Origin of the sequence: Sphingobium chlorophenolicum (assembly GCF_000722875.1) — a bacterium.
Taxonomy (GTDB): Bacteria; Pseudomonadota; Alphaproteobacteria; order Sphingomonadales; family Sphingomonadaceae; genus Sphingobium; species Sphingobium chlorophenolicum.
The window spans coordinates 130,661-150,464 of the sequence record NZ_JFHR01000003.1; the positions used below are offsets into that span (position 1 = coordinate 130,661).

The 19,804-nt window shown below is 67.4% G+C and carries 27 protein-coding genes; 2 read left to right on the forward strand and 25 right to left on the reverse strand.

Features of this window, described 5'->3' with window-relative positions; translation table 11 throughout:
- Positions 1–13: 13 nt before the first annotated feature.
- The 14 genes from BV95_RS03325 to BV95_RS03390 form a co-directional block, all read right to left on the reverse strand.
- On the reverse strand, positions 14–523 hold the full coding sequence (locus BV95_RS03325) for a hypothetical protein (RefSeq protein ID WP_010409093.1): 510 nt from the start codon (positions 521–523) through the stop codon (positions 14–16).
- A 64-nt stretch (positions 524–587) separates the two neighbouring features.
- Complete coding sequence (locus BV95_RS03330; RefSeq protein ID WP_010409090.1) at positions 588–902, reverse strand: hypothetical protein; 315 nt, start codon at positions 900–902, stop codon at positions 588–590.
- A gap of 16 nt (positions 903–918) precedes the next feature.
- A complete protein-coding gene (locus tag BV95_RS03335) occupies positions 919–1,212 on the reverse strand; it encodes a hypothetical protein (RefSeq protein WP_024310661.1) in 294 nt (97 codons plus the stop codon).
- A 77-nt stretch (positions 1,213–1,289) separates the two neighbouring features.
- Complete coding sequence (locus tag BV95_RS03340; protein ID WP_037447341.1) at positions 1,290–2,096, reverse strand: Mom family adenine methylcarbamoylation protein; 807 nt, start codon at positions 2,094–2,096, stop codon at positions 1,290–1,292.
- An 11-nt stretch (positions 2,097–2,107) separates the two neighbouring features.
- On the reverse strand, positions 2,108–3,112 hold the full coding sequence (locus BV95_RS03345; RefSeq protein WP_024310660.1) for a deazapurine DNA modification protein DpdA family protein: 1,005 nt from the start codon (positions 3,110–3,112) through the stop codon (positions 2,108–2,110).
- 50 nt (positions 3,113–3,162) lie between these two features.
- Positions 3,163–3,522, reverse strand: a complete 360-nt coding sequence (locus BV95_RS03350) for a DUF3768 domain-containing protein (RefSeq protein ID WP_024310659.1) — start codon at positions 3,520–3,522, stop codon at positions 3,163–3,165.
- Between the two features lie 43 nt (positions 3,523–3,565).
- The gene (locus tag BV95_RS03355) at positions 3,566–4,531 is read right to left on the reverse strand and encodes a hypothetical protein (protein WP_051749606.1); all 966 of its coding nucleotides are present in this window, start codon (positions 4,529–4,531) and stop codon (positions 3,566–3,568) included.
- The gene (locus BV95_RS03360; RefSeq protein ID WP_024310657.1) at positions 4,528–4,722 is read right to left on the reverse strand and encodes a hypothetical protein; all 195 of its coding nucleotides are present in this window, start codon (positions 4,720–4,722) and stop codon (positions 4,528–4,530) included. The genes BV95_RS03355 and BV95_RS03360 overlap by 4 nt, the downstream gene beginning before the upstream one ends.
- Before the next feature lies 1 nt (position 4,723).
- On the reverse strand, positions 4,724–6,421 hold the full coding sequence (locus BV95_RS03365; RefSeq protein WP_037447345.1) for an ATP-binding protein: 1,698 nt from the start codon (positions 6,419–6,421) through the stop codon (positions 4,724–4,726).
- A gap of 93 nt (positions 6,422–6,514) precedes the next feature.
- Positions 6,515–6,700 (reverse strand): hypothetical protein, encoded by a 186-nt coding sequence (locus BV95_RS03370; protein ID WP_024310655.1) that lies wholly within the window; start codon positions 6,698–6,700, stop codon positions 6,515–6,517.
- The gene (locus BV95_RS03375) at positions 6,697–7,971 is read right to left on the reverse strand and encodes a hypothetical protein (RefSeq protein ID WP_051749607.1); all 1,275 of its coding nucleotides are present in this window, start codon (positions 7,969–7,971) and stop codon (positions 6,697–6,699) included. The genes BV95_RS03370 and BV95_RS03375 overlap by 4 nt, the downstream gene beginning before the upstream one ends.
- Positions 7,968–9,173: a helicase HerA domain-containing protein gene (locus tag BV95_RS03380; protein ID WP_010408937.1), complete on the reverse strand. Its 1,206-nt coding sequence runs from the start codon at positions 9,171–9,173 to the stop codon at positions 7,968–7,970. Before BV95_RS03380 ends, BV95_RS03375 begins: the two co-directional genes overlap by 4 nt.
- A 16-nt stretch (positions 9,174–9,189) precedes the next feature.
- The gene (locus tag BV95_RS03385) at positions 9,190–9,744 is read right to left on the reverse strand and encodes a hypothetical protein (protein WP_010408935.1); all 555 of its coding nucleotides are present in this window, start codon (positions 9,742–9,744) and stop codon (positions 9,190–9,192) included.
- An 11-nt stretch (positions 9,745–9,755) separates the two neighbouring features.
- Complete coding sequence (locus BV95_RS03390) at positions 9,756–10,424, reverse strand: DUF7007 domain-containing protein (RefSeq protein ID WP_010408933.1); 669 nt, start codon at positions 10,422–10,424, stop codon at positions 9,756–9,758.
- Between the two features lie 171 nt (positions 10,425–10,595).
- Between BV95_RS03390 and BV95_RS03395 the strand changes: the two genes are divergently transcribed.
- Complete coding sequence (locus tag BV95_RS03395) at positions 10,596–10,778, forward strand: CsbD family protein (protein ID WP_010408931.1); 183 nt, start codon at positions 10,596–10,598, stop codon at positions 10,776–10,778.
- Here the strand turns inward: BV95_RS03395 and BV95_RS23400 are convergent.
- The gene (locus BV95_RS23400) at positions 10,730–11,107 is read right to left on the reverse strand and encodes a hypothetical protein (protein WP_125962571.1); all 378 of its coding nucleotides are present in this window, start codon (positions 11,105–11,107) and stop codon (positions 10,730–10,732) included. The genes BV95_RS03395 and BV95_RS23400 overlap by 49 nt on opposite strands.
- A gap of 121 nt (positions 11,108–11,228) precedes the next feature.
- Positions 11,229–12,536 (reverse strand): hypothetical protein, encoded by a 1,308-nt coding sequence (locus tag BV95_RS03400; protein WP_037447350.1) that lies wholly within the window; start codon positions 12,534–12,536, stop codon positions 11,229–11,231.
- 75 nt (positions 12,537–12,611) lie between these two features.
- Here BV95_RS03400 and BV95_RS03405 point away from each other — a divergent pair, with 75 nt between their 5' ends.
- Positions 12,612–13,136 (forward strand): hypothetical protein, encoded by a 525-nt coding sequence (locus BV95_RS03405; protein WP_016510268.1) that lies wholly within the window; start codon positions 12,612–12,614, stop codon positions 13,134–13,136.
- A 63-nt stretch (positions 13,137–13,199) separates the two neighbouring features.
- On the opposite strand, the gene BV95_RS03410 is transcribed toward BV95_RS03405, so the two are convergent.
- The 9 genes from BV95_RS03410 to BV95_RS03450 all read right to left on the reverse strand — a co-directional run bounded on the left by BV95_RS03410 (position 13,200) and on the right by BV95_RS03450 (position 19,669).
- A complete protein-coding gene (locus tag BV95_RS03410; protein WP_037447358.1) occupies positions 13,200–13,718 on the reverse strand; it encodes a thermonuclease family protein in 519 nt (172 codons plus the stop codon).
- Positions 13,715–13,960: a hypothetical protein gene (locus BV95_RS03415; RefSeq protein ID WP_081873262.1), complete on the reverse strand. Its 246-nt coding sequence runs from the start codon at positions 13,958–13,960 to the stop codon at positions 13,715–13,717. Before BV95_RS03415 ends, BV95_RS03410 begins: the two co-directional genes overlap by 4 nt.
- A complete protein-coding gene (locus BV95_RS03420) occupies positions 13,957–14,580 on the reverse strand; it encodes a DUF6927 domain-containing protein (RefSeq protein WP_037447360.1) in 624 nt (207 codons plus the stop codon). The genes BV95_RS03415 and BV95_RS03420 overlap by 4 nt, the downstream gene beginning before the upstream one ends.
- A 37-nt stretch (positions 14,581–14,617) precedes the next feature.
- On the reverse strand, positions 14,618–15,262 hold the full coding sequence (locus BV95_RS03425) for a hypothetical protein (RefSeq protein WP_037447363.1): 645 nt from the start codon (positions 15,260–15,262) through the stop codon (positions 14,618–14,620).
- A gap of 76 nt (positions 15,263–15,338) precedes the next feature.
- On the reverse strand, positions 15,339–15,824 hold the full coding sequence (locus BV95_RS03430; RefSeq protein ID WP_037447366.1) for a hypothetical protein: 486 nt from the start codon (positions 15,822–15,824) through the stop codon (positions 15,339–15,341).
- Between the two features lie 34 nt (positions 15,825–15,858).
- Positions 15,859–16,056: a hypothetical protein gene (locus BV95_RS03435; protein ID WP_037447380.1), complete on the reverse strand. Its 198-nt coding sequence runs from the start codon at positions 16,054–16,056 to the stop codon at positions 15,859–15,861.
- Positions 16,053–16,541: a hypothetical protein gene (locus tag BV95_RS03440; protein ID WP_037447383.1), complete on the reverse strand. Its 489-nt coding sequence runs from the start codon at positions 16,539–16,541 to the stop codon at positions 16,053–16,055. Before BV95_RS03440 ends, BV95_RS03435 begins: the two co-directional genes overlap by 4 nt.
- 15 nt (positions 16,542–16,556) lie before the next feature.
- A complete protein-coding gene (locus tag BV95_RS03445) occupies positions 16,557–17,495 on the reverse strand; it encodes an ArdC family protein (RefSeq protein ID WP_037447385.1) in 939 nt (312 codons plus the stop codon).
- Between the two features lie 125 nt (positions 17,496–17,620).
- Complete coding sequence (locus BV95_RS03450) at positions 17,621–19,669, reverse strand: ParB/RepB/Spo0J family partition protein (protein WP_037447387.1); 2,049 nt, start codon at positions 19,667–19,669, stop codon at positions 17,621–17,623.
- Between the last annotated feature and the right edge of the window lie 135 nt (positions 19,670–19,804).

Here is a 19,804-nt window from a genome sequence, read left to right on the forward strand (position 1 = left end):
TGTGCGGTCGCGCTCAGGCGTCCGCGGCCTCGGCGAGACGCGCGTTGGCGGCCGCGGCCTCGGCGGGGTAAGCCTGCGTGAGATTGCCGTGCAGGACCGCGAAATCCGGGATCGGGAAAAGACCGTTCGGCCCGGGCCGGGTAATCAGCAGCGCGCTGATGACGGCATCGGCCGGATCGGCATGGACGATGGTGGGCGTCTCGCCGTTATACTCGACCGGCGCGGTGAAGCCCGCCTCGCGCCAGGTGGCGAGTCCCTCCTCGACGCGTGTCGCATAGTCGGCGACGGCCTCGTCGAGCTCGTTCTCGATATGGAGGACGAGTTCGACATAGCGACCGAAATCGTGTCGGTTGGACAGGCCGGCGAGGCGGCATCCCGGGGGCGGCGGGCCGTAGCGTGCGATCAGCGCGGACTTGTAGACCGCGATTTCGAGGCGGTTGAGGCTGTCGAAGTTGGGCGACTGGCCGAGTTGCGCGCAATCCTCCTCGGCGGGACCGGCACCGAGATCGATGAAATAAGGCATGGGGCTCTCCGTCGATCGTCATTGATCGACGCGCCCCATCCCCCTCCCCTTTCTTGTCGGGTACTCAGTCGCCGAAGAAGCGGCGCTTGATGGCGATCTGCGCCTCGCCATCGGACTGGCCGAGGGTCATCAGCCGGTCGGTCTCGAGCGTGATCGCGAGATCGGCGGGAAGATCGGCCCAGCGTGAGGCGATGGTGACCGCGGCGGCCGCTGTGGTCAGCTCGCCGGGGTGCGCGCCATGCCATGCGACGGTTTCGTCCTCACCCGTGAGATGCGGGTGCGGGCGCAGCACCTGGACGAAGAAGGTGCCAAGCGGGCGGTCCCACCCGATGCTGACGCTGGTGCCGGGTTCGATACCGGGAAACTGGTGGCGGCTCATGGCGATCCTTTCAGGGTCAGTGCAGCGAGATCCACTCGGCGTGCCAGGGGCGCGGGTGCGGGTAGAAGCGAAGAACGCCTGGAACATCGGTTTCGCCGCTGGCGAGGCGTTCTTCCAGCCAGAGGATGTAGAGCGCGGCGTCGGCGAGATCGCCGGCGAGCAGATCGTCGAGCATCGCGGCCTCGCGCGCGGTCTGTTCGTCGAGCGCGGACCAGTCCAGCGCATCGAGGAAACGGTCGCGTCGATCGGTGTAGCGCGCGATGCGGGCAGCGTCGGCCTGGACGCTGGCGATGGCGAGATGGATATCCACGGGCGGTGCTCCTTCCGGCATGTCGGTGACATGCCGCCCGCTCCCGCTCCCCTTCCCTCGCGCCGCTGGCGCGGGGATCATGCCGCGAGGATTTCGCGGATCGCGTCGCTCCGGCGCGGATAGGCAAGCCGGGGCAGATCGCGCGCGGTGCGCCGGGCGTCGCGCGTCAGCTCGAAGCAATAGGTGAACAGCGGGCTTTGCCGGTGCGGGCGGAGCAGATTGTCGGCACGGAGCCGCGCGAGCCAGTCGGCGGGGTGTTCGTGCGCCTCCGGCCTCGGCGCACCGAGCCGCACCAGCTGGTCGATCGCCCCGGCATGGCCGGATTCGAGGTTGCGGATCTTCGACAGCGTTCTCTCCGAGATCATCTCGCCGGCGATGCGCAGCACCGTCCGCGGCCTCGTGCGGCCGCGATAGGCGCCCGACAGCGCGGCATAGACGACGCCGCAATGGCCGAAGGCGGGATCGGAGAAGCTGACGACAGCGTCGATCCGGGGCTTGGCGAGGCGCAGGAGGCGGAAGGCGCGCGACGTGAAGAAGCTTTCGCCGTTCGCGGCGACCGAGGGCAGGCAGATGAGCCGTTGCAGTACGCAGCCCCGAGCGGGATCGGCATAGCCGGTGTGCCGGGTGATGACCGCGCCGGTCGCCGGCACGCCGAACACGATGAGACCGACCAACGCGGATCTGCCCGGGTCGCCCGGACCGAACAGCCCGCAGGCGAGCTGGGCGGCGGGATAGCGCGGGAGGTAATGATGGTCGGCGAGGAATGCGCGGGCAGTATCATGGGCGACGACATCGACGGCGTAGCGGCGCGGGTCGATCACGCTGTCGCCGGCAACGAACAAGCTGCGCCGGTCGCGCCAGCGCTGGGAGCGGTCGGTGAGCATGGTTACCTCCGTCAGGCCGCGTCGGCGTAGATCTCGGCCGCCCAGGTCTCGATCCATCCGGTGGTGATCTCATCGTGATCGAGGTCGCCGCTCTCGATCAGGGCGCGGATCTCGGCGCGAGCCTGCGCGATCGCGCGTTCCCAGGGGTCGGCGGTTGGTGGCGGTGGAGTAGACGCCGCGGCCTCGGGCAGGTGTCGCGGTGTTTCGAGCGTTCGCGCGCATTGCGTGCGATACCAGCGTTCCATGAAGTCGGCGCCGAGCGCGTCGGTCTTGGCGATGCGATGCCTGAGCGCGTGCTGTCGCACGCCTACGCCCCATCCCTGGCTGTCTATCGAGGCGATCCAGCGTGCGAACGGCGTGAGGTACGGCAGGGCATCGCCTTTCACCCCGAAGAGGTGCGCCTTGACGCCGATCGGCAGGATGCGGGTCAGCCGCTCGACGACGGCGATCAGCCCTTCGGGACCGTGGATCGGTCGCCGGCACATGCTGCCGATGCCGACGACGGTGCCGGGCAGGATCAGACCGCCGATCGCGTCGAGTGAACGGACGTAGTCGTCGGGCACGCGGCCCTGCAGCACGGGCATCAGCCGGTCGCGGATGGCCAAGTCGTCGGCGCGGGCAAAGCATTCTCGGTTGGTGGCGGTGGTGCGCGCGATGCGGTCGAGCACTTCCTCGCGGTCGTGGGCAACGCCCTCTTCGCAGCAGTAATCGACCGACGAGATGCGTCGGAACGGCCATGACGCGGCGAGCGCCATGTAATCGGCGATGCTCCAGGGAAGCCCGCCATAGCGGACCATCATGGTGTAACCGGCGGAATCGAGGTCGACGCTGGCGAGCGGTCGCGCGTTGGCGAGCGTTCCGGTGCGCCATCCCGACCACTCGCGCCAGCCATCGGCCTTGCGCCAGCGCGACAGACAATTGGCCGAGATCAGCACCGGTGCTTGCAGCGCGACCGCGCGCTGAAGGATAGGCCCGTTTGCGAGATGCGGCAGGCCGAGGATGATCTCGATCGTCATCGTCTAGCGGCCAGCTAGCTGATAGCTGTCGGCCATTCCGACAATACGCATCACAGATCCTCGCGCAGCATGAGCGTGAGAACACGGCGCGTGATGCTGGCGTCGGCGGGGTCTTCCGATCCCCATTCCAGCGCCACGTCATAATAATCGATACGGAAGTGTATCGTCTCGCCTGACAGCTCGAACTGGCCGCGATCGCGCTCGGGACAGTCGGCGGGGAAAGTGTAGCGGCGCAGCGCCTGCAGGACATGCGCCTGGGCGACGGCTTCCGAGGCGAGCGAGCCGTTCGACAGCGCGCCGAGGCACGCGCGGGTCATAACGATCTTCGCGGTGCGGTCGAACCCCTGGCGGCAACGGTCGTTGAGCCTGGCCACGGCTTCGAGGCGCGTTTCGGTGGCGGTCAAAATCATGTGACGATCCTCCGTTGGGTCGATAGCGATGGTGGCGGGGACTTCAGGCGGCGAGCGCGTCGCTTTGTCCCCGGCCTCGTTCGGGAAAGGCCGCATGGAAGCGGTCGAGCCAGTCGCCCATCGTCGGGCGCTCGCCGAGCGGGATGACCGCCGCGACGTCCTGGAACCGTATGAGGTCGAGTGGCGCATCGCGGATGATGCGGTCGATCTCGTCGGCCGGCAGGAGGTGTTCGTCGCGGATGAAGGCGGTCATCGATCCGGGGCGCGCGCGGGTCGATCTGCGCCACAGGCCCTCGACCGTGTGCAGCCGCGGGGCTGCGCGTGCCTCGACCAGCACGATGAGCCGCAGGCACCATTGCGGGAGGCCGCGGATTTCGTCCGGATGATTGGCGATGCACAGCCAGCACGCCGATTTGGGGGGCACCGGCAGACCCTCGGCCTGGATGCGGGCGACGCAGTCGGGCCGGTCCCATCGCCATTCGCGCAAGGGATATTGGCAGTCGTACAGCGGATCGTCGATCGACAGCGCATGGTTGGCGCGCGCGGTGTCGCGCGGACCGGCGTCATAGCCGATCAGGCGGACGACGCGCTGCCCGCGCGCCCATGCGTCGACCGCTGGTTGCCAGGTCGACAGGAATTTGTCCTGCGGCGCCTTCTTGTATTTGAGGCTGCAACTCGACCCGCCGAGCGACTTGCTCGGCAGCGTGGCGTTGGTCAGGCACATCTCGAGGATGCCGTAATAGGGCGGCCAGTGCTTGAATCGCCTCGGGACATAGCTGACCAGCTCGAACCGGATGCCGCGATCGCGCATCCAGGGCCGGATCACGTCGAGATATTCGTAAGTGGCCGGTTTCTCGACCGAGGTATCGGCGGTGAGCACCAGGTCGGGCGCTTCGCCGCGCGCGTGCTTTTCGATCAGCAGCGCGGTGCTGTCGACGCCGATGCCGTAGGCCAGCACCACTGGTGGTGGCGGCGGCAGGGGCGCGACCGGAACTGCCGCGCCGGTCATGGTGCATCCTCCGGTTCGAGATAGGTGTCGTAGGGCGCACCGGCAGACTCGACCCAGCTACCTTCCTCGTCGAGGTTCTCGATCCGTGCGAGCAGCGCCTCCTTCAGCTGGCGCGCGTCGACGTCGTGGCCCTTGTCGTCGTTCGAGACGAGGCTGAAGGCGATCGTATAGGCGTGGTTGTAGCGTGCCATGTCACGCGCCCTCCGCTGCGGCCTCGGGCGCGGCAGGCACCGCGCGGGCCGTTATCGTCACGTCGAGCCTGTCGCGATCGATGACGACGGTGACCGTCCGGTCCTCGGGGACGAGGAAATAATGCCCCGCCAGCTTGTCGCGAATGCGGTTCTCAAGCGCGGCATCGTCGCCTTCGAGCAGGCCGATGATTCGTTCGGCGGCATCGGCCTGGAAGCGCTCGAGCTGCGTATCGTAGCTGTCGGCATCGCTGTCGTCGCTGGCATAGAAGATCGCGCTTTCGAGGATGTCGGCGACGCCGAGCGCGGTGATTTCGCTGCCCCGGCGGACGAAGACGGACGTCTCGTCGACCGAGTTGCACGACCATTGGTCGGGTGCGAAGGCGACATCCGCGTCGGTCGATACCTCGATGAATGCGCCGGCGTGGCTCATCGTCGCCTCGAGCGTGATAGCCTCGACCCAACCGTTTTCCGCCTCGGCGGGCGCTTCGCGGCTGTCGGAGACGATGAAGGTGCGGTCGCCCTGGGTGACGCGGAACCGCATATCCTCGACACGGGCGAGGATATCGTACCAGCCATAGCCCTTGAACGCGTCCTGGGCCTCGACCAGCGGACCACCGAACGGATTATGCTTCGCGATCGCCGCCTGCGCGGGTTGGCCGATCAGCGCATCGAAGTCGGGCATCAGCACCATGCCGGTGTCGGTCACGCGTGCGCCGCTCTCGTAGTTGCGCGAGCTGTCGGCCGCATAGGCGGTCCATGCGAACAGATAGGGCTCGGCTTCGGGTAGTGCGATACCGAGCGAGCGCGCCTCGCGCCAGTCATGCGCCGACAGCCGGTGCGTCCCCGCGGCCTCGATCGCGCGGTAGATCGCGAGCCGGACCGCATCGCGCAGGGCGGCGATGCCGGTGTTCTCGACCACTTCCTTGCGCGCCGGGAGGACGAGCTGGATTTGCGGCGCGTCGAAGATGTCGACCCGCGCGATCCAGTGGCCGCCCCGGTCGACTTCCTGAACATACGGCAGGTCGCACGGGATGGTCAGCCCGTGGAAGTTGAGGCGTCCGTCGCGCGAGGAATAATGCGAGGGGTGTTTCTGGAACACGCCGATGCGCACGCCGTACCATTCCTCGACATGGACCGCGTCCTTCAGCCAGTCCTCCTGCGGAAGGACCGCGCCGTTCCAGGTCACGGGAACCGGATAATGTTTGGCGGCGCGGGCCACGTCGCGCTCGAGCGTCTTCAGCCACTCGTCGGGCACGCGCACGGTGATCGCGGTGCCGCGCATGATCGGATCGGGTTCGATCGCGATCGGGCGGCTCGTCTCCCACGCCGAGGCCGGGATATGCGCCATCCAGCCCTGGCGGTCGGGTTTCGAGAAGGAGCGGATGATGACGTCGCGGCCTGCGAGGCTGAACACGCCCATGCCGGCGGGATCTTCGGCGCGGCGCGTCTCGTCGGACCAGCCCGAGCGGCCGAGCGTGACGATGCTCACCGGATCGGCGATGCCGTGGCCGTCATCGGTGATGTGCAGGAAGTGCTCGGCGCCGGCGCCGTTCAGCGCGAGCGCGACGCCGGTCGCACCGGCGCGGCGCGCGTTCTGGAGGAGTTCGCAGATGACGTCGAACGCGGTATTGTTGAACAGGCGCGTGACCTTGGCGATCGTCTCGGGGGCGACCGCGGTCGCGATGGTGGCGGGAATCATGGGAGTGCGCTCCTGGAAAAGGGCTCAGGCGTCCGTCACGCCTTCCCTCCCCGCTCCCTCTCTCCTTCATCGGCGCATCGGGCCGAGCCCTGGTCAGCCTGCCTTGCCGTCGCGGAACGCGCCGACCACGGTGCCCGCGTCCCAGTGACCGCTGAGGATACCGCGACGCGGGACCGAGTTGATCGCATAGCGCCGCGCCGCGAGGAGGCGGGCACGCCGGGTGTCGCGGTCGATCGGCGCGCCGGTTGCGATATCGCGGGCGAGGCGAAGCGGCGTCATGGCTTTTCCTCATCGATTGTGCCGGGGATGGCAACATGGTCGGTGACGCCCGTTCCCGAAGGATCGAGCGCGATAATTTCGGCGAGCGTCCAGGGGGTTGCGCGGCGCGGGCGACGCGAGAAGCGAAGCCCGTGCTTTTCGGCATATTTGTGGACCGCTGGATATTTGCGGTCGATCGCTGCCGCAAAATCAGGCAGCGCGACGCCGAAGTCATGCGCGATGCGTAGCGCCCGGATTTCCTCGTCGGTCCATTTCCGGTGATAGCCGTGGATCAGGCCCAGGATGTTCGCGCGCGTGAACAGCGAGGCCTTGGTGCGGCCCATTTTCGTCGCCAGGGCGTCCATCGGCATCGTGCCGTAAAGGTCGCGCAGCATGGCCAGATCGTTGTCGCTCCACACCGGGCCGCCCCGGAACCCGTCACGGTTAGCATGGGTGCCGCGCAGCCCGAGATAGTCAGCGCGCCAGCGGATCGAGCACGTCGTGCGACCTAGCCGGGTCGTGAGCGGGGTCAGGCTTGCCCCGTTGGCATAGGCGCGGGTGAGCAACGTGTCCTCGTCGGGCGTCCAGTTGCGTCCCCAGCCCCGGCCATAGCCGAGCTTGCGCAGGTGCGGCCCGAAGCCAGCCTTGGTTCGACGGGGAAAGCCCTCTGTGGCGAGTATGTCGATGATCGCGAGATAGCGAAGCCCCTCGCTGGCGAGCGTCAGCGCCCGCGTCGCCTCGGCCTCGGTCCAGTCAGCCGGCTTGTTCGGGTGGCGCAGGCCGAGTGTGTTGGCGCGGGTCGCCGTGCCCGACAGCGGGCGACCGATCAGCGTGGCGATCTGTGCGATCGGGATCGCTCGCGAGTAGCCGGCGCGCAGCTGGGCATCCTCCCATTCGGTCCATCTTGGAGGATTTCCTTCGGTCAGCCCGAGCACGCCCGCGCGGGCATAGACGCTGGTGCAGGCGCGGCCGAGATCTCCAGCGAGATCGGCCGTGGGGCGAAGGCCATATTCGCGCGTGAGCCATGCGTCTTCGTCGGGCGACCATGGACGCGACGAATTGCGGCGCAGGCCCAGTTTGGCGATCTTGTCGCGCACGCCGGCACGGCCGCGGCCGATCGCGGCGACGATGTCGTCGATCGCGGCGTCATCGCGGAACATGCGTTCGACTGTGGCGATCTCGTCGGGAGTCCAGGCATCGTGCCGGAACGGCATCTCGCGCAGGCGCCCGCACGGCTCGGGCAGCTTCGGACACGCGACCAGCTCGACGATATCGGGCGCGAGGTCGGTCACAGCGACACCACGGCGACGTCGCTCAGCCGCGCGCGCAGCCGTGCATGCAGGCGGGCGATGCGGTCGTCGCCCTTGGGCATGGTGTCGACCGCGGCGATCGCCGACAGGAGGTTGAGCGCGCGGTCGGTGCGCTCGGCGTCGAGCGACAGGTGCCGTGCGAGGTCGCGCGCGGTGCTGGCGTTGGGGGAGATGCGCTTCAGCGCGTCCATGATCGCGGCCGCGTCGGTCGCAGCGGGATCGAGCAGGAACGCGTCGAGCGCGCGCGTGCCCTTGAGGGCGATGGCGGGGCCGTGGTCCGCGACCTCGGCCAGGCCCGCGAGATCGAGCAGCTTCGCCGCCTCGTCGGCATCGACGGACGCGGCGGCACGCAGTTCCGGGGTCTTGCCGAGATGTTCGGTGATGGTGGGATCGATATGCGCCAGCACCGGGGTTGCCGACAGCGCCGGACCCATCGCGAAGAAATCGCCGGGGGCGAGGTTGCGCAGCAGGTCGGCGTCACGCGCGGGAAAGCCGAGCAGGTCGGCCGCGCGCGCGATGTCGCGGTCGAAGACGTTGAGCCCGACCAGCACGTTCTGCAGCTCGGACACGACCGAGGTGGAGAGCTTCGCGAGGCGCTGGGTGGCGATGACGGGGGCGAGACCGCGCTTGCGGCCGCGCGCGCACAGGTCGGTCAGGGTGGCGACGCCGAGCCGGCGGGCATCGGCATCGAGCGCGGAACCGGCGACATGCGGTGCGAGCAGATGGCCCTCGTCGATGCACACCAGCATGGTATGCGCCCAGTCCTCGCGCGGTGCGCCGACCAGGCCGGCAAAGAACGCGGCTGCCTTGATGATCCGCTGGTCGGGATCGAGGTCGGTGAGGTCGATGTGCATCGACAGCCGATGTCGCCGGCTGCGCGTCGCCGCGGCCGTCAGCCCGTCGGCGGTGAGTTCGACCGCGCGGATCGTGGTCGCGCCGATATGGCGGGCGAGGTTCTCGAATTCCCCCTCGGGGTCGACGATCGCAAGCGTCGTATAGTCGAACGCCTCCTCGATGATCCGGCGCAAGGTCCTGCTCTTGCCCGCCCCGGAGCTGCCCTGGATGAGCAGGCGTCCGGCAAGCAGGCGATCGAGGTCGAGGCTGAGCGTGCCGGTCGAATGATGGCCGAGCGGTACGCGATTGTCCGCGGCCTCGGGCGCGCGAATCGGGGTGACACAGGTCATGGCGTGGTCCTCCGGGTCAGGCGGCGTCGGCATCAGGGGGCGCCGGATCGTTGGCTGGGATGGCGGGAGCGTCGGGATCGGGAGCGGGCGCACCATCGAGCGTCCGCCATTCGAGCATGTCGTCGCTTTCGCGCTCGCAGTCCTGGCAGGTGGTGGAATCGTAGGTGCTGAGCAGCACCCAGGCCTGTTCGGGCTCATCCCAGGCCGCGACGGCGTCCTTGGTGACGTTGTCGCTGCCGCAGTCGTCGCACACCGGCTTGACCCGGGAGGCGGCAGGCGAGCACAAGCGATCCCCGGTGCAGATCGACCAGTCACCGTAGAATTTGCCGTCGTAGGGCAAGCAGTCGCCGGCGAGCTGAATGGCGTGTTCGCCGTAGCCGTCGTGGAAATGAATTTCCGTATCCGGGAAGAACTTTTCCAGGATCGCCTCCGCGCCGCGGATCTTCACCTCGCTGCCGTAGGTGGTATGGACATAGTCGAGCGGGCCGATCGCGGGGCCTTCGCAGCCCCAGCTTTCGACGTCCTCGTCGGGCGTGGCGCGGCCGTGGAACAGATAGAGATAGACACTCATGGCGTGTCCTTTCAGCTGGTTGGGAGGAGATGCGCGAGCGCGCTCGCGTCGACCTGCTTGGAGATCGGAGCGGTGCTCTCGACGCGGACCGCGCCGAGACTCTGGAACGTCTCCGGCATCTGGCGGCGTTCGTAGCGATCCTTGTCGACGAGACCGTGGATCGGCTCGCCTTCGTGGCGCGCGAAGCCGAGCGCATCGACGCTGACGACACGGCGGAAGACGCAGCCGACCTTGCCCTCGGGCACCCAGTCCGCCCAGGAACCTGAGGCCGAGACGCTTTCATACTGGCCGATGACCGCCTGATAGGCGGCGCGGCGGCGAACGACATGGCTGTCGTGGATCGACACCTCCTCGCCGGTCAGCGCGGTCCAGCGATCGGGATGCCAGCAGCGGACCGAGCGGCGCGCATTCTCGACCTGCAGGGCGATGCCGGGAATGGGCAGGCGGCGAAACTCGCTGCCAAAGCCGTACAGCACCAGCGCATAATCGACGTCTTCCTCATAGAAGGGATCGTCGCGGCGCAGCGCGTCGGGCATCGCGGCCTGGCGTTCGTCCGACAGGACATAGCCGCCATGACTGGGCGTCCACACGCGCCAGATACCGGGGAGCACCTGGTCGGCGCGATCGGGCGCGTCCCAGGGGGTCGTGTCGGGCTGGGGGCTGGGCTGGAACGGGGTCATCTGTCGTCTCCCTCAATGGAATCGACAGATCCCCTCCCTCTCTCCTTCATCCGGTCGCCCGGATTGCCGGCGGCGGGCAGGACCGATCATGGTGCAGCCGTGGGGGGCAGCGCGGAACGCGGCACGCGCAAATTGTTATCTATCCCGACAATTCACGACAGGAGATCAATCATGGGCGAAGCGACTGACAAGCTGAAGGCGGCGGGTAACAAGCTGGCCGGCAACGTCAAGGAAGGCATCGGCAAGGCGACCGACAATGCGAGCCTCGAAGCCGAGGGCAAGGCCCAGAAGCTGAAGGGGTCCGCTCAGGACGTGAAGGGTTCGGTCAAGGGCACGCTCGGCGACGACATCTGACGCTCGACCTTCGATGACCCGATCGGGCCGCTTCGGGAAACCGGGGCGGCCTTTTCCTTGCGCGGCGGGAATGCGGGATTTCGAGCGCCACCTTTGAAGATCGGCTTGAGACTGCGGGGGCGATCGGCGAGCCGCGCCGCGACCACGGTCATCCAGATCGCATCGCACCCCGTCGACGGCCTCGCGCCCCGTGCCTGATTGCAGCGCAGATGCTTCAGCAGGCCGTTCGACAGTAATCGTCGTCCACCCGCGCTGCGCAGCGTGACATGGTCGAATGTCGGGTAATCGGGATGATAGCGGACGAGGTGCCGGGGACTCGGCAGGGGCATTCCGCATCCGGCGCATAGCGACGACTGCGCCCAGCGCAGGATCCGCCGCTGGTTTCTGGCCTGGGTGGTCGATGCCATGACGCGAGGATGATGGCCCTCGATTAAATTCCTGTGAACGACGTCATCCGATGTGCAGCTGGTCGAGCACGGCGGCCTCGAGCCTGTCACCTTCGAGATCCTCGGCATGGATCGTCACGACGGGGGCGATCTCGCGCAGCTTTTCGACCTGACGCAGTTTCAACCCGAGCGTGTCGGCGTCATCGCCGGTGACGACTTCGAGTGCCGCCTCGATCACCTCGCCGGTGGTGAAGTCGCGCAGGTCGAGAAGAAGGTCTGGACGCATCTCCCCGATCAACGTCGCGATATCGAACAGGAGCCGTTTGAAGCCGACGCCGATGCCGCGCCGGCGAAGCCGGTACTGGAGATCGAGCAGGCCGACGATCGTCTTGCGCTCGGCGAGATTGTGGATCGCGACAAAGTTGGCGGGGCGCGCGATCGGCTGCGCATAGGCGCGCAGGCAGGCATAGCCCTCACGCGGGTTGTGCTCGCCGACGACGGCCAGGACCAGATAGGGTGGCCCGATGTGGCGCTGGTGGACGCCGATGTGGCGGATGCGGTTCTTGACGATCAACTCGCGCCCTTCGGCAAGCGTGATGGTCGAGCCGGAGACGTCGATCGCATAGAGCAGGAGGAAGGCCTGCGGGGCGTGCTCGGTCGGCCATTTCTTCGCCGCTTCGCGCAGTTTCGCGAATACGATGCCGCGTTCGTAGGGGTCGATATGGGTGTAGAGATGGCGCGCGAGCGGGATGCCCGGTGCGATCTGGACCCGCTCGGCCGCGGCGCGCATCGCCGCGAACTCGCTCGCCATCGATGTCGTGCGCGGCTCGCCGACCTCGAGTGGTTCGACGACGTTGACCTGCGCCATTTCCATCAACTGCCACAGCAGGCGCGCGAGGCGCGGGATCGCGACGCCGCGGGTGCGATCGTCGGGTTCGCTGTCATCAGGGAGCTGCGCCAGCTTCTCGGGGGCGAGCCGGTGCGCCGAGAACAGCCCGTCGGGCTCGTGGATCGTGCGCGGGGTGGTGGTCGCCTTCTCGCGGATGCGGGGCGGCGCCTGCTCCCGGAAGAACGGGCAGTCGACGTCATGTTCGGGGCGACGCTGGCGGATGCTGGTGAGCCGGCGCAGGTAATAGGTTTCGGCTTCGGAGAGATAGGCCGGCGAGAGTAGCGGCGGGTCCGTCCCCTCCCCCAGGCAGTCGCAGGCTATCCACTGGTGATGATCGCGTGCCTTGACCACCATGATGACCGAGGCGCGGTGATCGCTGTCCTCGCCTTCGCCTGTGTACCAGCGCACCAGCGCCTCGCGCACCACGTCGGGTACGGGCGAGCGCAGGGTAAGACCCCGGGTATCGCGTGGGACGAGCCACATGGTGGTGAAGCTACTCCATAATGCTTGCCTTGTCGCCTTTGTTCACGTTACGTTCAATGAACAAAGGAGCTGGCCATGAAGCGTTCGGAATTTATCGGAGAGTTCGACCTCGATGCGGTGCTCACCGAATTGTCGGTCGATCTGGATATTCGCGTTACCCGGCGCATGCTCGCGGGGGCGTGCATCGGCAGCAATCCGGAGGATGCGTATCTCTCGGCGCGCGAGTTGCGGGAATCGCTCGAATGGATCCACGAGGGCGAGAACGAGGGCAAGGTCAAGCTGACCACGATCCTCAGCACCGCGTGCGACGATTTCCAGCGGTGCCTCTATTATTGCGTCGCCGGCAAGGGCGTCGTGACCATGCTCGACGATCTCGTCTGGCTGGAGAAGCTGCTGGAGGCGCGCGGTCGCATCGCCGGGCACATCTATCGCAACAAGCTGCCGGTGAAGCCGCTGGTCAATCCGTATGTCGCGGCCGAGCCGGATGGTCCGTTGGGCCGCTTCGACCCCGCGTTCGCGATCGGCGCGTCCTGGTCGCATGACCCGGGACCCGATTACGATTCCGACGATCGTGGCCCCGGTCCGAAGCTCAAGGGCTGACGACAAAAAGAAAAGGCGGTTCGGCAAGGGAGCATGCCGGACCGCCTCTTCCAGGGGGGGATATCAGTAACGCGCCTCGCACGCGAGCCGTTCCCCGCGCCGCCAGCGCGCCGGATCGATGAATTCTCCCGCATAGGCGCCGCGGCCCGCTGATCGCGCCTGTTCGGCCGCAGCGACATAGCGCGCGGCGCGCTGCGGATCGCCGCGCAGATATTGCGTCGCCGGCACCGCCAGACCCTGCAGGATCAGTTGCTCGCCCAGGTCGTAGCCGTCGACCGTGACGATGGCGATCGGACGGCCGTAGCTGCTCGCGCCGGTCATGCGGATCGTGGCGACACTGCTCTTGAGGATACGCGAGGCGGAATCCTGCGCGAACTTGCCGCACGGATAGCAGGCACCGTCCTTCGAGCACATCTGCTTGCGCTCGAAGGCGTCGGCCCCCGACAGGCGGAAATCGACCGAGACCGTGTCGCCGTCGATCGCCCGCCCCTCGCCGGTGATCGTCGCCCCGTCGCGGCCTTGGGGTTCCCCTGCCCCGCAGGCGGCGAGCGCGGCGATGCCGAGGAGCAGGGCGCCCCTCATGCGTAGCGCAATTCGACTTCGACGTTCGGTCCGTCGACGATGATCGGCAGAACGCGGAAGGGTTGCAGCGGATCGCCGGTGCGCACGATCGAGACCTGGCGTGCGCCGGCATCGAACATCCGCATGGCGACGCGCTGGGCATGGGCGCGGCTGCAGAGCTGCGACCGCTTGGGGCTGGGCGTGACGGGGGGATACGGGGCGGACATGGCGATGATCCTGACGTGGGGGATGTCGGCGATCAACCGAACACCGTCTTGTGGACGCGGGTTTCGGGCTTGGGCGGCACGAGCGTCCACGCCCATTTGCGAAGGTTGCCGATCCGATATTTCGGGTAGCCGTTGCCGGGGATCGCGAGCGAGATCTTGCGGCCGCGCTTGTGGACGATGAACTCGTCGCCCTCATAGCCGTCGACGAAGGTGACCTTGCTCGGCAAGCGGATGTGCATGCCGTGTTCGAGCGGGCGTACCGGCGTCGCGAGCCGCTCGAGGCAGCGTCGGCGCCAGTTCAGGGCACCGGGATCGTCGGTGTCGCCGAGCAGCGACAGGATGCGCTCGGGGCATTCGGCCTCGCATGGCCCGGCGTGTTCGGTCATATCCTTGTAGGCGAACACAAATCCGTCCTTGGCGCGCGGGTTCCAGCTGACCATGCACACGGCCGCGAAGGCGGGTTCGTCGTTGCCATCGGTGGACGGCACCACGGCTGCGTACCAGACCTTGTTGCGCAGGCACGAGGAGGCGATGACGCGCAGCGCCTTCCCCTTTCCGTCCGCGTCGCGGTTGTCGTAGGTGAATTGCGCGTCGAGATAGGCTTTGGGGCCTGTGTGCGGGAACATCGACGACAGCGGCATGCTGAGCCAGCCCATGATGGCGGTCCTTTCGCGGGTGTGGATGGGTGATCGATCAGCCGAACAGGCTGACCGGCTCGGCGACCGGCGCTGTGAGCCGCAATTCCTTGCGCAGCCGCACGGCGAACCGCTCGGGTGCGAGCAGGTCGCGGATCGAGGCGTAGCAGTCGCGCTCCCCGAGGTGGTCGTGACGGCCGCTGACGCGGCGGTAGATGACCTCGCGATCGGCCATGGTGCCGTGGAGCGATAGCTGCATCCACAGCTCCTCGCCGTGTAGGGTGATCTCGCCCGATCGCGACGCGTGGCTGCGGTTCGAGCGCAGGTCATAGTGCGCGGGGTCGAGTCCCAGCGTGTCGGCGAGCCGGCGCAGCGCCTTGCGTCCGTCGCTGTGGAAGCGATCCTTGGCGGCCGCGTCGTGCGCGACGCCCCGCACCGCGAGTGTCAGCAATGCCGGGTGCTGTCGCAACTCGGCGATGCGGTCCATGCAGCGCCGCTTGAGCAGCGCGTCCTCGGACTGCGGCGCGGTAACGCTCGCGAGGTGACGGGCGAGCAGGATGACCGCGGGATCGGTTTCGAAGGCGATCCCGGCGTTGCGGCAGTCATCGATCGCGCGGGTAATGGCGTGGAGGCTCGCTCCGATCGTGACCAGCGCGCTCGGGTCGAGCGCCTGCTGGTGGCGGAAGGCGACGTCGTATGGCATCGATGGGCTCCCTGAGCGCCCTATGCGCTCAGCCCATCCCGTCCCTCTTTCCTTCTTGCCTGGAGTACGGTCAGGATCAGTCCGTGTGCCCGCGATGCCGACCCAGGCCATCCCTGAGCATCGAAACGCAGGTGGCAACCAGCGTCACATTGAGCGCCATCGACACGATCACGGCGATGACGCCCATCGTACCCGACTGGATGCCGCAGAGATTGCGCACGTCCCAGAATTGCGGTTCAAGGCTGCGATTATAGGCCCACATCGCATATTGCATCCGTGGGCTCTCCAGCGTCGCGTGCGCGAAGACCGTCAGGGCGGCGCCGATGGCGAGCAGGGCGAAGCGCAGCCAGAACAGCGACGCTCGGCCGAGCAGCGCGAACAGCAGGACGGGATAGGCGATGAGGCTGAAGGTGAACGGTGTCACCATCGCGCGGAACGGCCATCCGCTGTGATCCACGCGCAGCACATGGTCGGCATGGTGAATGACGGCCAGCACGATCGCCAGAAGAAGGAGATTGCGTGTCGACCGCGAAAGGCCGGTTGTCGGGTCGAAGCTCCGCATCGCATCAGCGCCCTCGGGTGGTAATACGGTCTGGCTATAGCATAAGCCGTCCGGCATCGCCCGACCGACATGCGGCGTCGAACCCGCGTTGCCATGCTGCTTCGAGTCGGCTGCCGCGTCGATGGCAGCAGCCGGTATTGCCCATCACGAAGCACCGCCAGCCCGATTTCTCGGCCTCCCACAGTGGATCGAGCGGCGCCGGCGTCAGCAGCGCCATCAGATCGAGGATCATGCCATGTCCCCTTCGGACTGCGCGATCATCAGCGTGACCGCCTCGTCGATCGCGGAATCGTCCCCATTGACCATTCGGGCCGTCGGCGTGCGCCGCTGGACGTTGGCGAACACCGTTGGCGCTGCCCTGCCCTTCAGCGGATAGCAGAACACCTGGTCGCCCTCGATCGTCACCAGCTTCGTCCGGCATTGCCGGCGCAGCCGCTTCGCTTCCTCGATCCGGGTGATAAGCGCCGCCACCTCGAACTCGAGGCAGTGCGGCATGACGCTGTCGCCGAGCCGCGAGACGGGACGGTTGGCGGCGAGCCAGGCATCGACCGCCTGTTCGGTGACGCTGCCGACGGCATGGTAATCGTCCGCGGCGCCATGCCCGCGGTTCGACGCGAGGAAGGCGCGCTGCCCATCGATCCAGATCTCGGCCGAGTAGCAAGTCGTTTCCTCGGACAAAGCGTCGACCACCTTCAGCTTGCGCAACTCGATGTGCATGGTGAGATCTCCGGGTCATGCCGCGAGGGCTTCGGGTTGGTCGACCTCGGCCGCGCCACCCACGGCGGCGTTGTGGAGCCAGGTCACCGCCTGCTCGGCTTTCGCCGCGGCCTTGATGATCGCGCTCGAATCGCCCTTCAGGATTTTCAGCCAATGGTCGACGTAGCTGGCGTGATTGTCGTGCAGCTCGCCGGGCAGATTGAGGTCGGCGCACACCAGACACTGGCCGATGCAGGCGACCAGCTCCTCGAACGCATAGGCGTTGTCGCCGAACTTCTTGCCGAACTCGCGGTTGAGGCGCTGCGGCGCGCCCGAATAATGGACATATTCGTGCGCGAGCGTGCTGGCGTAATGATCGTCCGAGCGAAACGCGCCGCGCTGCGGTAGCTGGATATAGTCGCCGATCGGCGAATAGAATGCCTGATCGCCGCCATGCCGCACGGTCGCCGGCAGGCCTCCGAAGAAGGCATCGATCGCGGCGCGGTGCCGGCTCTCGATGCGCGGTTCGGGCGGTGCGGGCACCGGATAATAATACGCCGGGAGACCGTCGATCTGATCGACGTTGAACACCGTGTACGAGCGCAGGAACCGGATATTCTTCGTCGCCGCCTCGCCGGTGACGCGGTCCGCCTCGGTTTTCGAGAAGGTTGAATAATAGACGCTGTGCGCGCCATGCTCGCCGCGCCGTACCTGTCCGCCCAACTCGGTCGCCTGTCGGTAGGTCATCCAGTTGCGGCCAGAGAACCCCTGGGCGTCGCCGATCGCCCAGAGATAGAGCGCGTTGATGCCGGTGTAGGGCGTGCCGCAATGCCGCAGCGGTCGCCCCCCTGCCCCGGTCAGTCCCCAGGGGCGCGACCAGGGCAGGACGCCGGCTTCAAGCTTGGCGATTATGAGGTTGGTGATCTCGGCCGCGACATCGCGGCGTGGCGCAGTCGATTTGCGGTGAAAGGTCATGGGAAAGCTCCCTCGATGCGCGGGCCACGCGTGACGGTCCGCGGGTAAAAAGAAGGCGGCCGCCCCGGTGAGGGACAGCCGCCAAGGTGTGCCCGGGAGACGAACGGGCCGGGGGTATCGGGGGGCTATTCGGCCGCGATCAGCGCCTCGTCGCTGTCGATCCCGGCATCGTCGGCACCGAGATCATCGGTGTCGCCGTAGTCGTCGTCGTCGAAGCCCTCATCGCCGGGCTCGTCGTCGATTGCCTCGTCGGCACCGGCGACCGACACGAGATCGAACCGCATCGCGTCGGGCACCCAGGCCAGCGCCGCGTCCTTGGTCTCCGCCTCGGTGATCGCTTCGCCGGCGAACAGCTTCTCGCAGCTGGTCGAGATCTCGCCCTTCTTCGAGGCCATGTAGCGGGCCGCGAGCGGCGCGCCCCCGACGTTGGTGAGCAGCGCCAGCAGCGTACCCTTCGACACGCGGTCGAAGAAGTTCGCCGAGGTAGGGCGCCACCATTTGGCGGGTTCGATCTCGAGGATCGAGGCGAGCCGCGCATGGAGCGGGTTGGTGGTGACCGAGCTGTAATCGGGCTTGGCCTCGAGCGAGGTCGCCACCACGACCGCGAGCCAGGCCGCCTTGGCGTCGTCGCTGAGCGCGCGGAACGCCTCGAACCGCTCGACCGGGTTCGACCCTTCCGTCCACGACGTGTCGAGACCCTCGCGGGCTTCGGCGATCGCGACCTGCGCCTGCGTGGCGGGCTGATCCTTGGGCATCTGCGGGTCCTGCGGACGCCCTGCCCGAACCGTCGTCCCGTAGCGGCCGTAGCCGTGGCTGGGGTCGGCGAGGCAGAACAGCATATAGTCGAGCGCGAGCCCCGGATCGCCGAGGATCGAGGCGGCGAGGATGTCGCGGCGCTGGACCGCCAGTTCGTCATGGAGCCGCGCGCTGAGCGGCTTGCCGCCAGGAGCGACCGCCTCGGGCGGCAGGTCGGCGGTGCGACGCGACGACGGCGACGACGGCAGCGGCCGATCGTCCCCGGGCAGGCGGATCGGCGTTTCGCTGTAATAGGTCGTGTCGAGCGTCATCTTGCCGTCGCGGCCGAGCGTCAGGAAGACGCCGACCTGGCCCTTGACCTCGTCGGTCAGCTCGGGCGCCTTGTCGTGGATCGCCTGATATTCCTCGCGCAGCCGATCCGATTCCGCATCGAGCGCGGCATAGGTGTCGTCATCGATACCCTCGTCCTCCATATCGCTCTCGATGACCTGCACGCGCTCCTCGATCTTGTCGCAGCGCGTCTGTTCCTCGTCCGTCAGCGGCGCTGCCGGCAGCGTCACGCGGTGGAGGTCGGACGTGATGCCGTAGAGGCTGGTCGTGGCGACGGGGCGCACCCATGCGACGCCCAGTTCCTCGCCGAGCCGCTTGGCCTCGGCCTCCATCAGCGAGGCAGCGAGCGTCTGCGCGAGTTCCGGGTCGGTCCAGCGGTCACCGTCCTCGCTGAACAGTTCGCGCTCGATGCGGCCGCCCGCGGCGACATAGGCATCGGCACCGACCAGGATCGCGATCGGATCCGTCGCCTTCATCGTGTCGTTGGCGATCGCGCGACGGATCTGGTCGGCGTTGACGTAGGACGAGTGACCATACTGCTCGAACACGCGCTCCTGCTTGGCCTTGTCGGCCGTCGAGCCGTAGGCCTTGGCCATCTCGTAGGAGATCTTGCCCGCGGCCAGGGCTTCGAAGATCGGTTCGGCAAGATCGGCGAGGCGCAGCCGTCCCTCGATGAAGCGGCGGGTCTGGCCAAACCGTTTGGCGACCGCGTCGACGTCACCGTCGGTCTTGAGGAAGTGCTGGAACGCGACGCATTCCTCGGCGACGGTCATCTGCTCGCGCTGGAAATTCTCGGTCAGCGACACCTCGCGCAGGTCCGCCTCGTCGCCGGTGATGATCTTGACCGGCACGTCATAGTCGGCGGCAACGATCTCGCCGGCTTCGGCCAGCATCATCGCACCGAGATAGCGGCGATCGCCGGCGATTATCTCGAACATGCCCTTCGGGCGGGCGGCGGTCACCAGCAGGTTCTGCATGATGCCGCGAGCGCGGATGCTGGCGGCCATCGCCTCGATATTCTTGGGCGGGGTGGTGCGCACGTTCTTCTCGGAACGCTTCAGCTTCGCGAGTTTGACGGTCTGGGTCATCTATCGTCTCCATGAGCGGGAAAGTGTCCGGTGCACGGGTGTTTCCCCCGACCCGGACACCCTCCCCGCTCCTTCTCCCCTCTCGTTTCCCGCTTGGGCGGGAGGGCGACTGGGGCTCGCCGACAAGCGGCTACC

What these genes read in the sequence shown, in the direction of transcription:
- BV95_RS03400 (WP_037447350.1), bottom strand. Translation starts at nt 12,536, where the DNA reads ATGTGGCTCGTCCCACGCGATACCCGGGGTCTTACCCTGCGCTCGCCC.
- BV95_RS03340 (WP_037447341.1), bottom strand. Translation starts at nt 2,096, where the DNA reads ATGCTCACCGACCGCTCCCAGCGCTGGCGCGACCGGCGCAGCTTGTTC.
- BV95_RS03430 (WP_037447366.1), bottom strand. Translation starts at nt 15,824, where the DNA reads ATGCGGAGCTTCGACCCGACAACCGGCCTTTCGCGGTCGACACGCAAT.
- BV95_RS03365 (WP_037447345.1), bottom strand. Translation starts at nt 6,421, where the DNA reads ATGATTCCCGCCACCATCGCGACCGCGGTCGCCCCCGAGACGATCGCC.
- BV95_RS03385 (WP_010408935.1), bottom strand. Translation starts at nt 9,744, where the DNA reads ATGAGTGTCTATCTCTATCTGTTCCACGGCCGCGCCACGCCCGACGAG.
- BV95_RS03380 (WP_010408937.1), bottom strand. Translation starts at nt 9,173, where the DNA reads ATGACCTGTGTCACCCCGATTCGCGCGCCCGAGGCCGCGGACAATCGC.
- BV95_RS03445 (WP_037447385.1), bottom strand. Translation starts at nt 17,495, where the DNA reads ATGACCTTTCACCGCAAATCGACTGCGCCACGCCGCGATGTCGCGGCC.
- BV95_RS03435 (WP_037447380.1), bottom strand. Translation starts at nt 16,056, where the DNA reads ATGATCCTCGATCTGATGGCGCTGCTGACGCCGGCGCCGCTCGATCCA.
- BV95_RS03345 (WP_024310660.1), bottom strand. Translation starts at nt 3,112, where the DNA reads ATGACGATCGAGATCATCCTCGGCCTGCCGCATCTCGCAAACGGGCCT.
- BV95_RS03450 (WP_037447387.1), bottom strand. Translation starts at nt 19,669, where the DNA reads ATGACCCAGACCGTCAAACTCGCGAAGCTGAAGCGTTCCGAGAAGAAC.
- BV95_RS03360 (WP_024310657.1), bottom strand. Translation starts at nt 4,722, where the DNA reads ATGGCACGCTACAACCACGCCTATACGATCGCCTTCAGCCTCGTCTCG.
- BV95_RS03390 (WP_010408933.1), bottom strand. Translation starts at nt 10,424, where the DNA reads ATGACCCCGTTCCAGCCCAGCCCCCAGCCCGACACGACCCCCTGGGAC.
- BV95_RS03410 (WP_037447358.1), bottom strand. Translation starts at nt 13,718, where the DNA reads ATGAGGGGCGCCCTGCTCCTCGGCATCGCCGCGCTCGCCGCCTGCGGG.
- BV95_RS03405 (WP_016510268.1), top strand. Translation starts at nt 12,612, where the DNA reads ATGAAGCGTTCGGAATTTATCGGAGAGTTCGACCTCGATGCGGTGCTC.
- BV95_RS03370 (WP_024310655.1), bottom strand. Translation starts at nt 6,700, where the DNA reads ATGACGCCGCTTCGCCTCGCCCGCGATATCGCAACCGGCGCGCCGATC.
- BV95_RS03350 (WP_024310659.1), bottom strand. Translation starts at nt 3,522, where the DNA reads ATGATTTTGACCGCCACCGAAACGCGCCTCGAAGCCGTGGCCAGGCTC.
- BV95_RS03355 (WP_051749606.1), bottom strand. Translation starts at nt 4,531, where the DNA reads ATGACCGGCGCGGCAGTTCCGGTCGCGCCCCTGCCGCCGCCACCACCA.
- BV95_RS03420 (WP_037447360.1), bottom strand. Translation starts at nt 14,580, where the DNA reads ATGGGCTGGCTCAGCATGCCGCTGTCGTCGATGTTCCCGCACACAGGC.
- BV95_RS03440 (WP_037447383.1), bottom strand. Translation starts at nt 16,541, where the DNA reads ATGCACATCGAGTTGCGCAAGCTGAAGGTGGTCGACGCTTTGTCCGAG.
- BV95_RS03425 (WP_037447363.1), bottom strand. Translation starts at nt 15,262, where the DNA reads ATGCCATACGACGTCGCCTTCCGCCACCAGCAGGCGCTCGACCCGAGC.
- BV95_RS03325 (WP_010409093.1), bottom strand. Translation starts at nt 523, where the DNA reads ATGCCTTATTTCATCGATCTCGGTGCCGGTCCCGCCGAGGAGGATTGC.
- BV95_RS03395 (WP_010408931.1), top strand. Translation starts at nt 10,596, where the DNA reads ATGGGCGAAGCGACTGACAAGCTGAAGGCGGCGGGTAACAAGCTGGCC.
- BV95_RS03330 (WP_010409090.1), bottom strand. Translation starts at nt 902, where the DNA reads ATGAGCCGCCACCAGTTTCCCGGTATCGAACCCGGCACCAGCGTCAGC.
- BV95_RS23400 (WP_125962571.1), bottom strand. Translation starts at nt 11,107, where the DNA reads ATGCCCCTGCCGAGTCCCCGGCACCTCGTCCGCTATCATCCCGATTAC.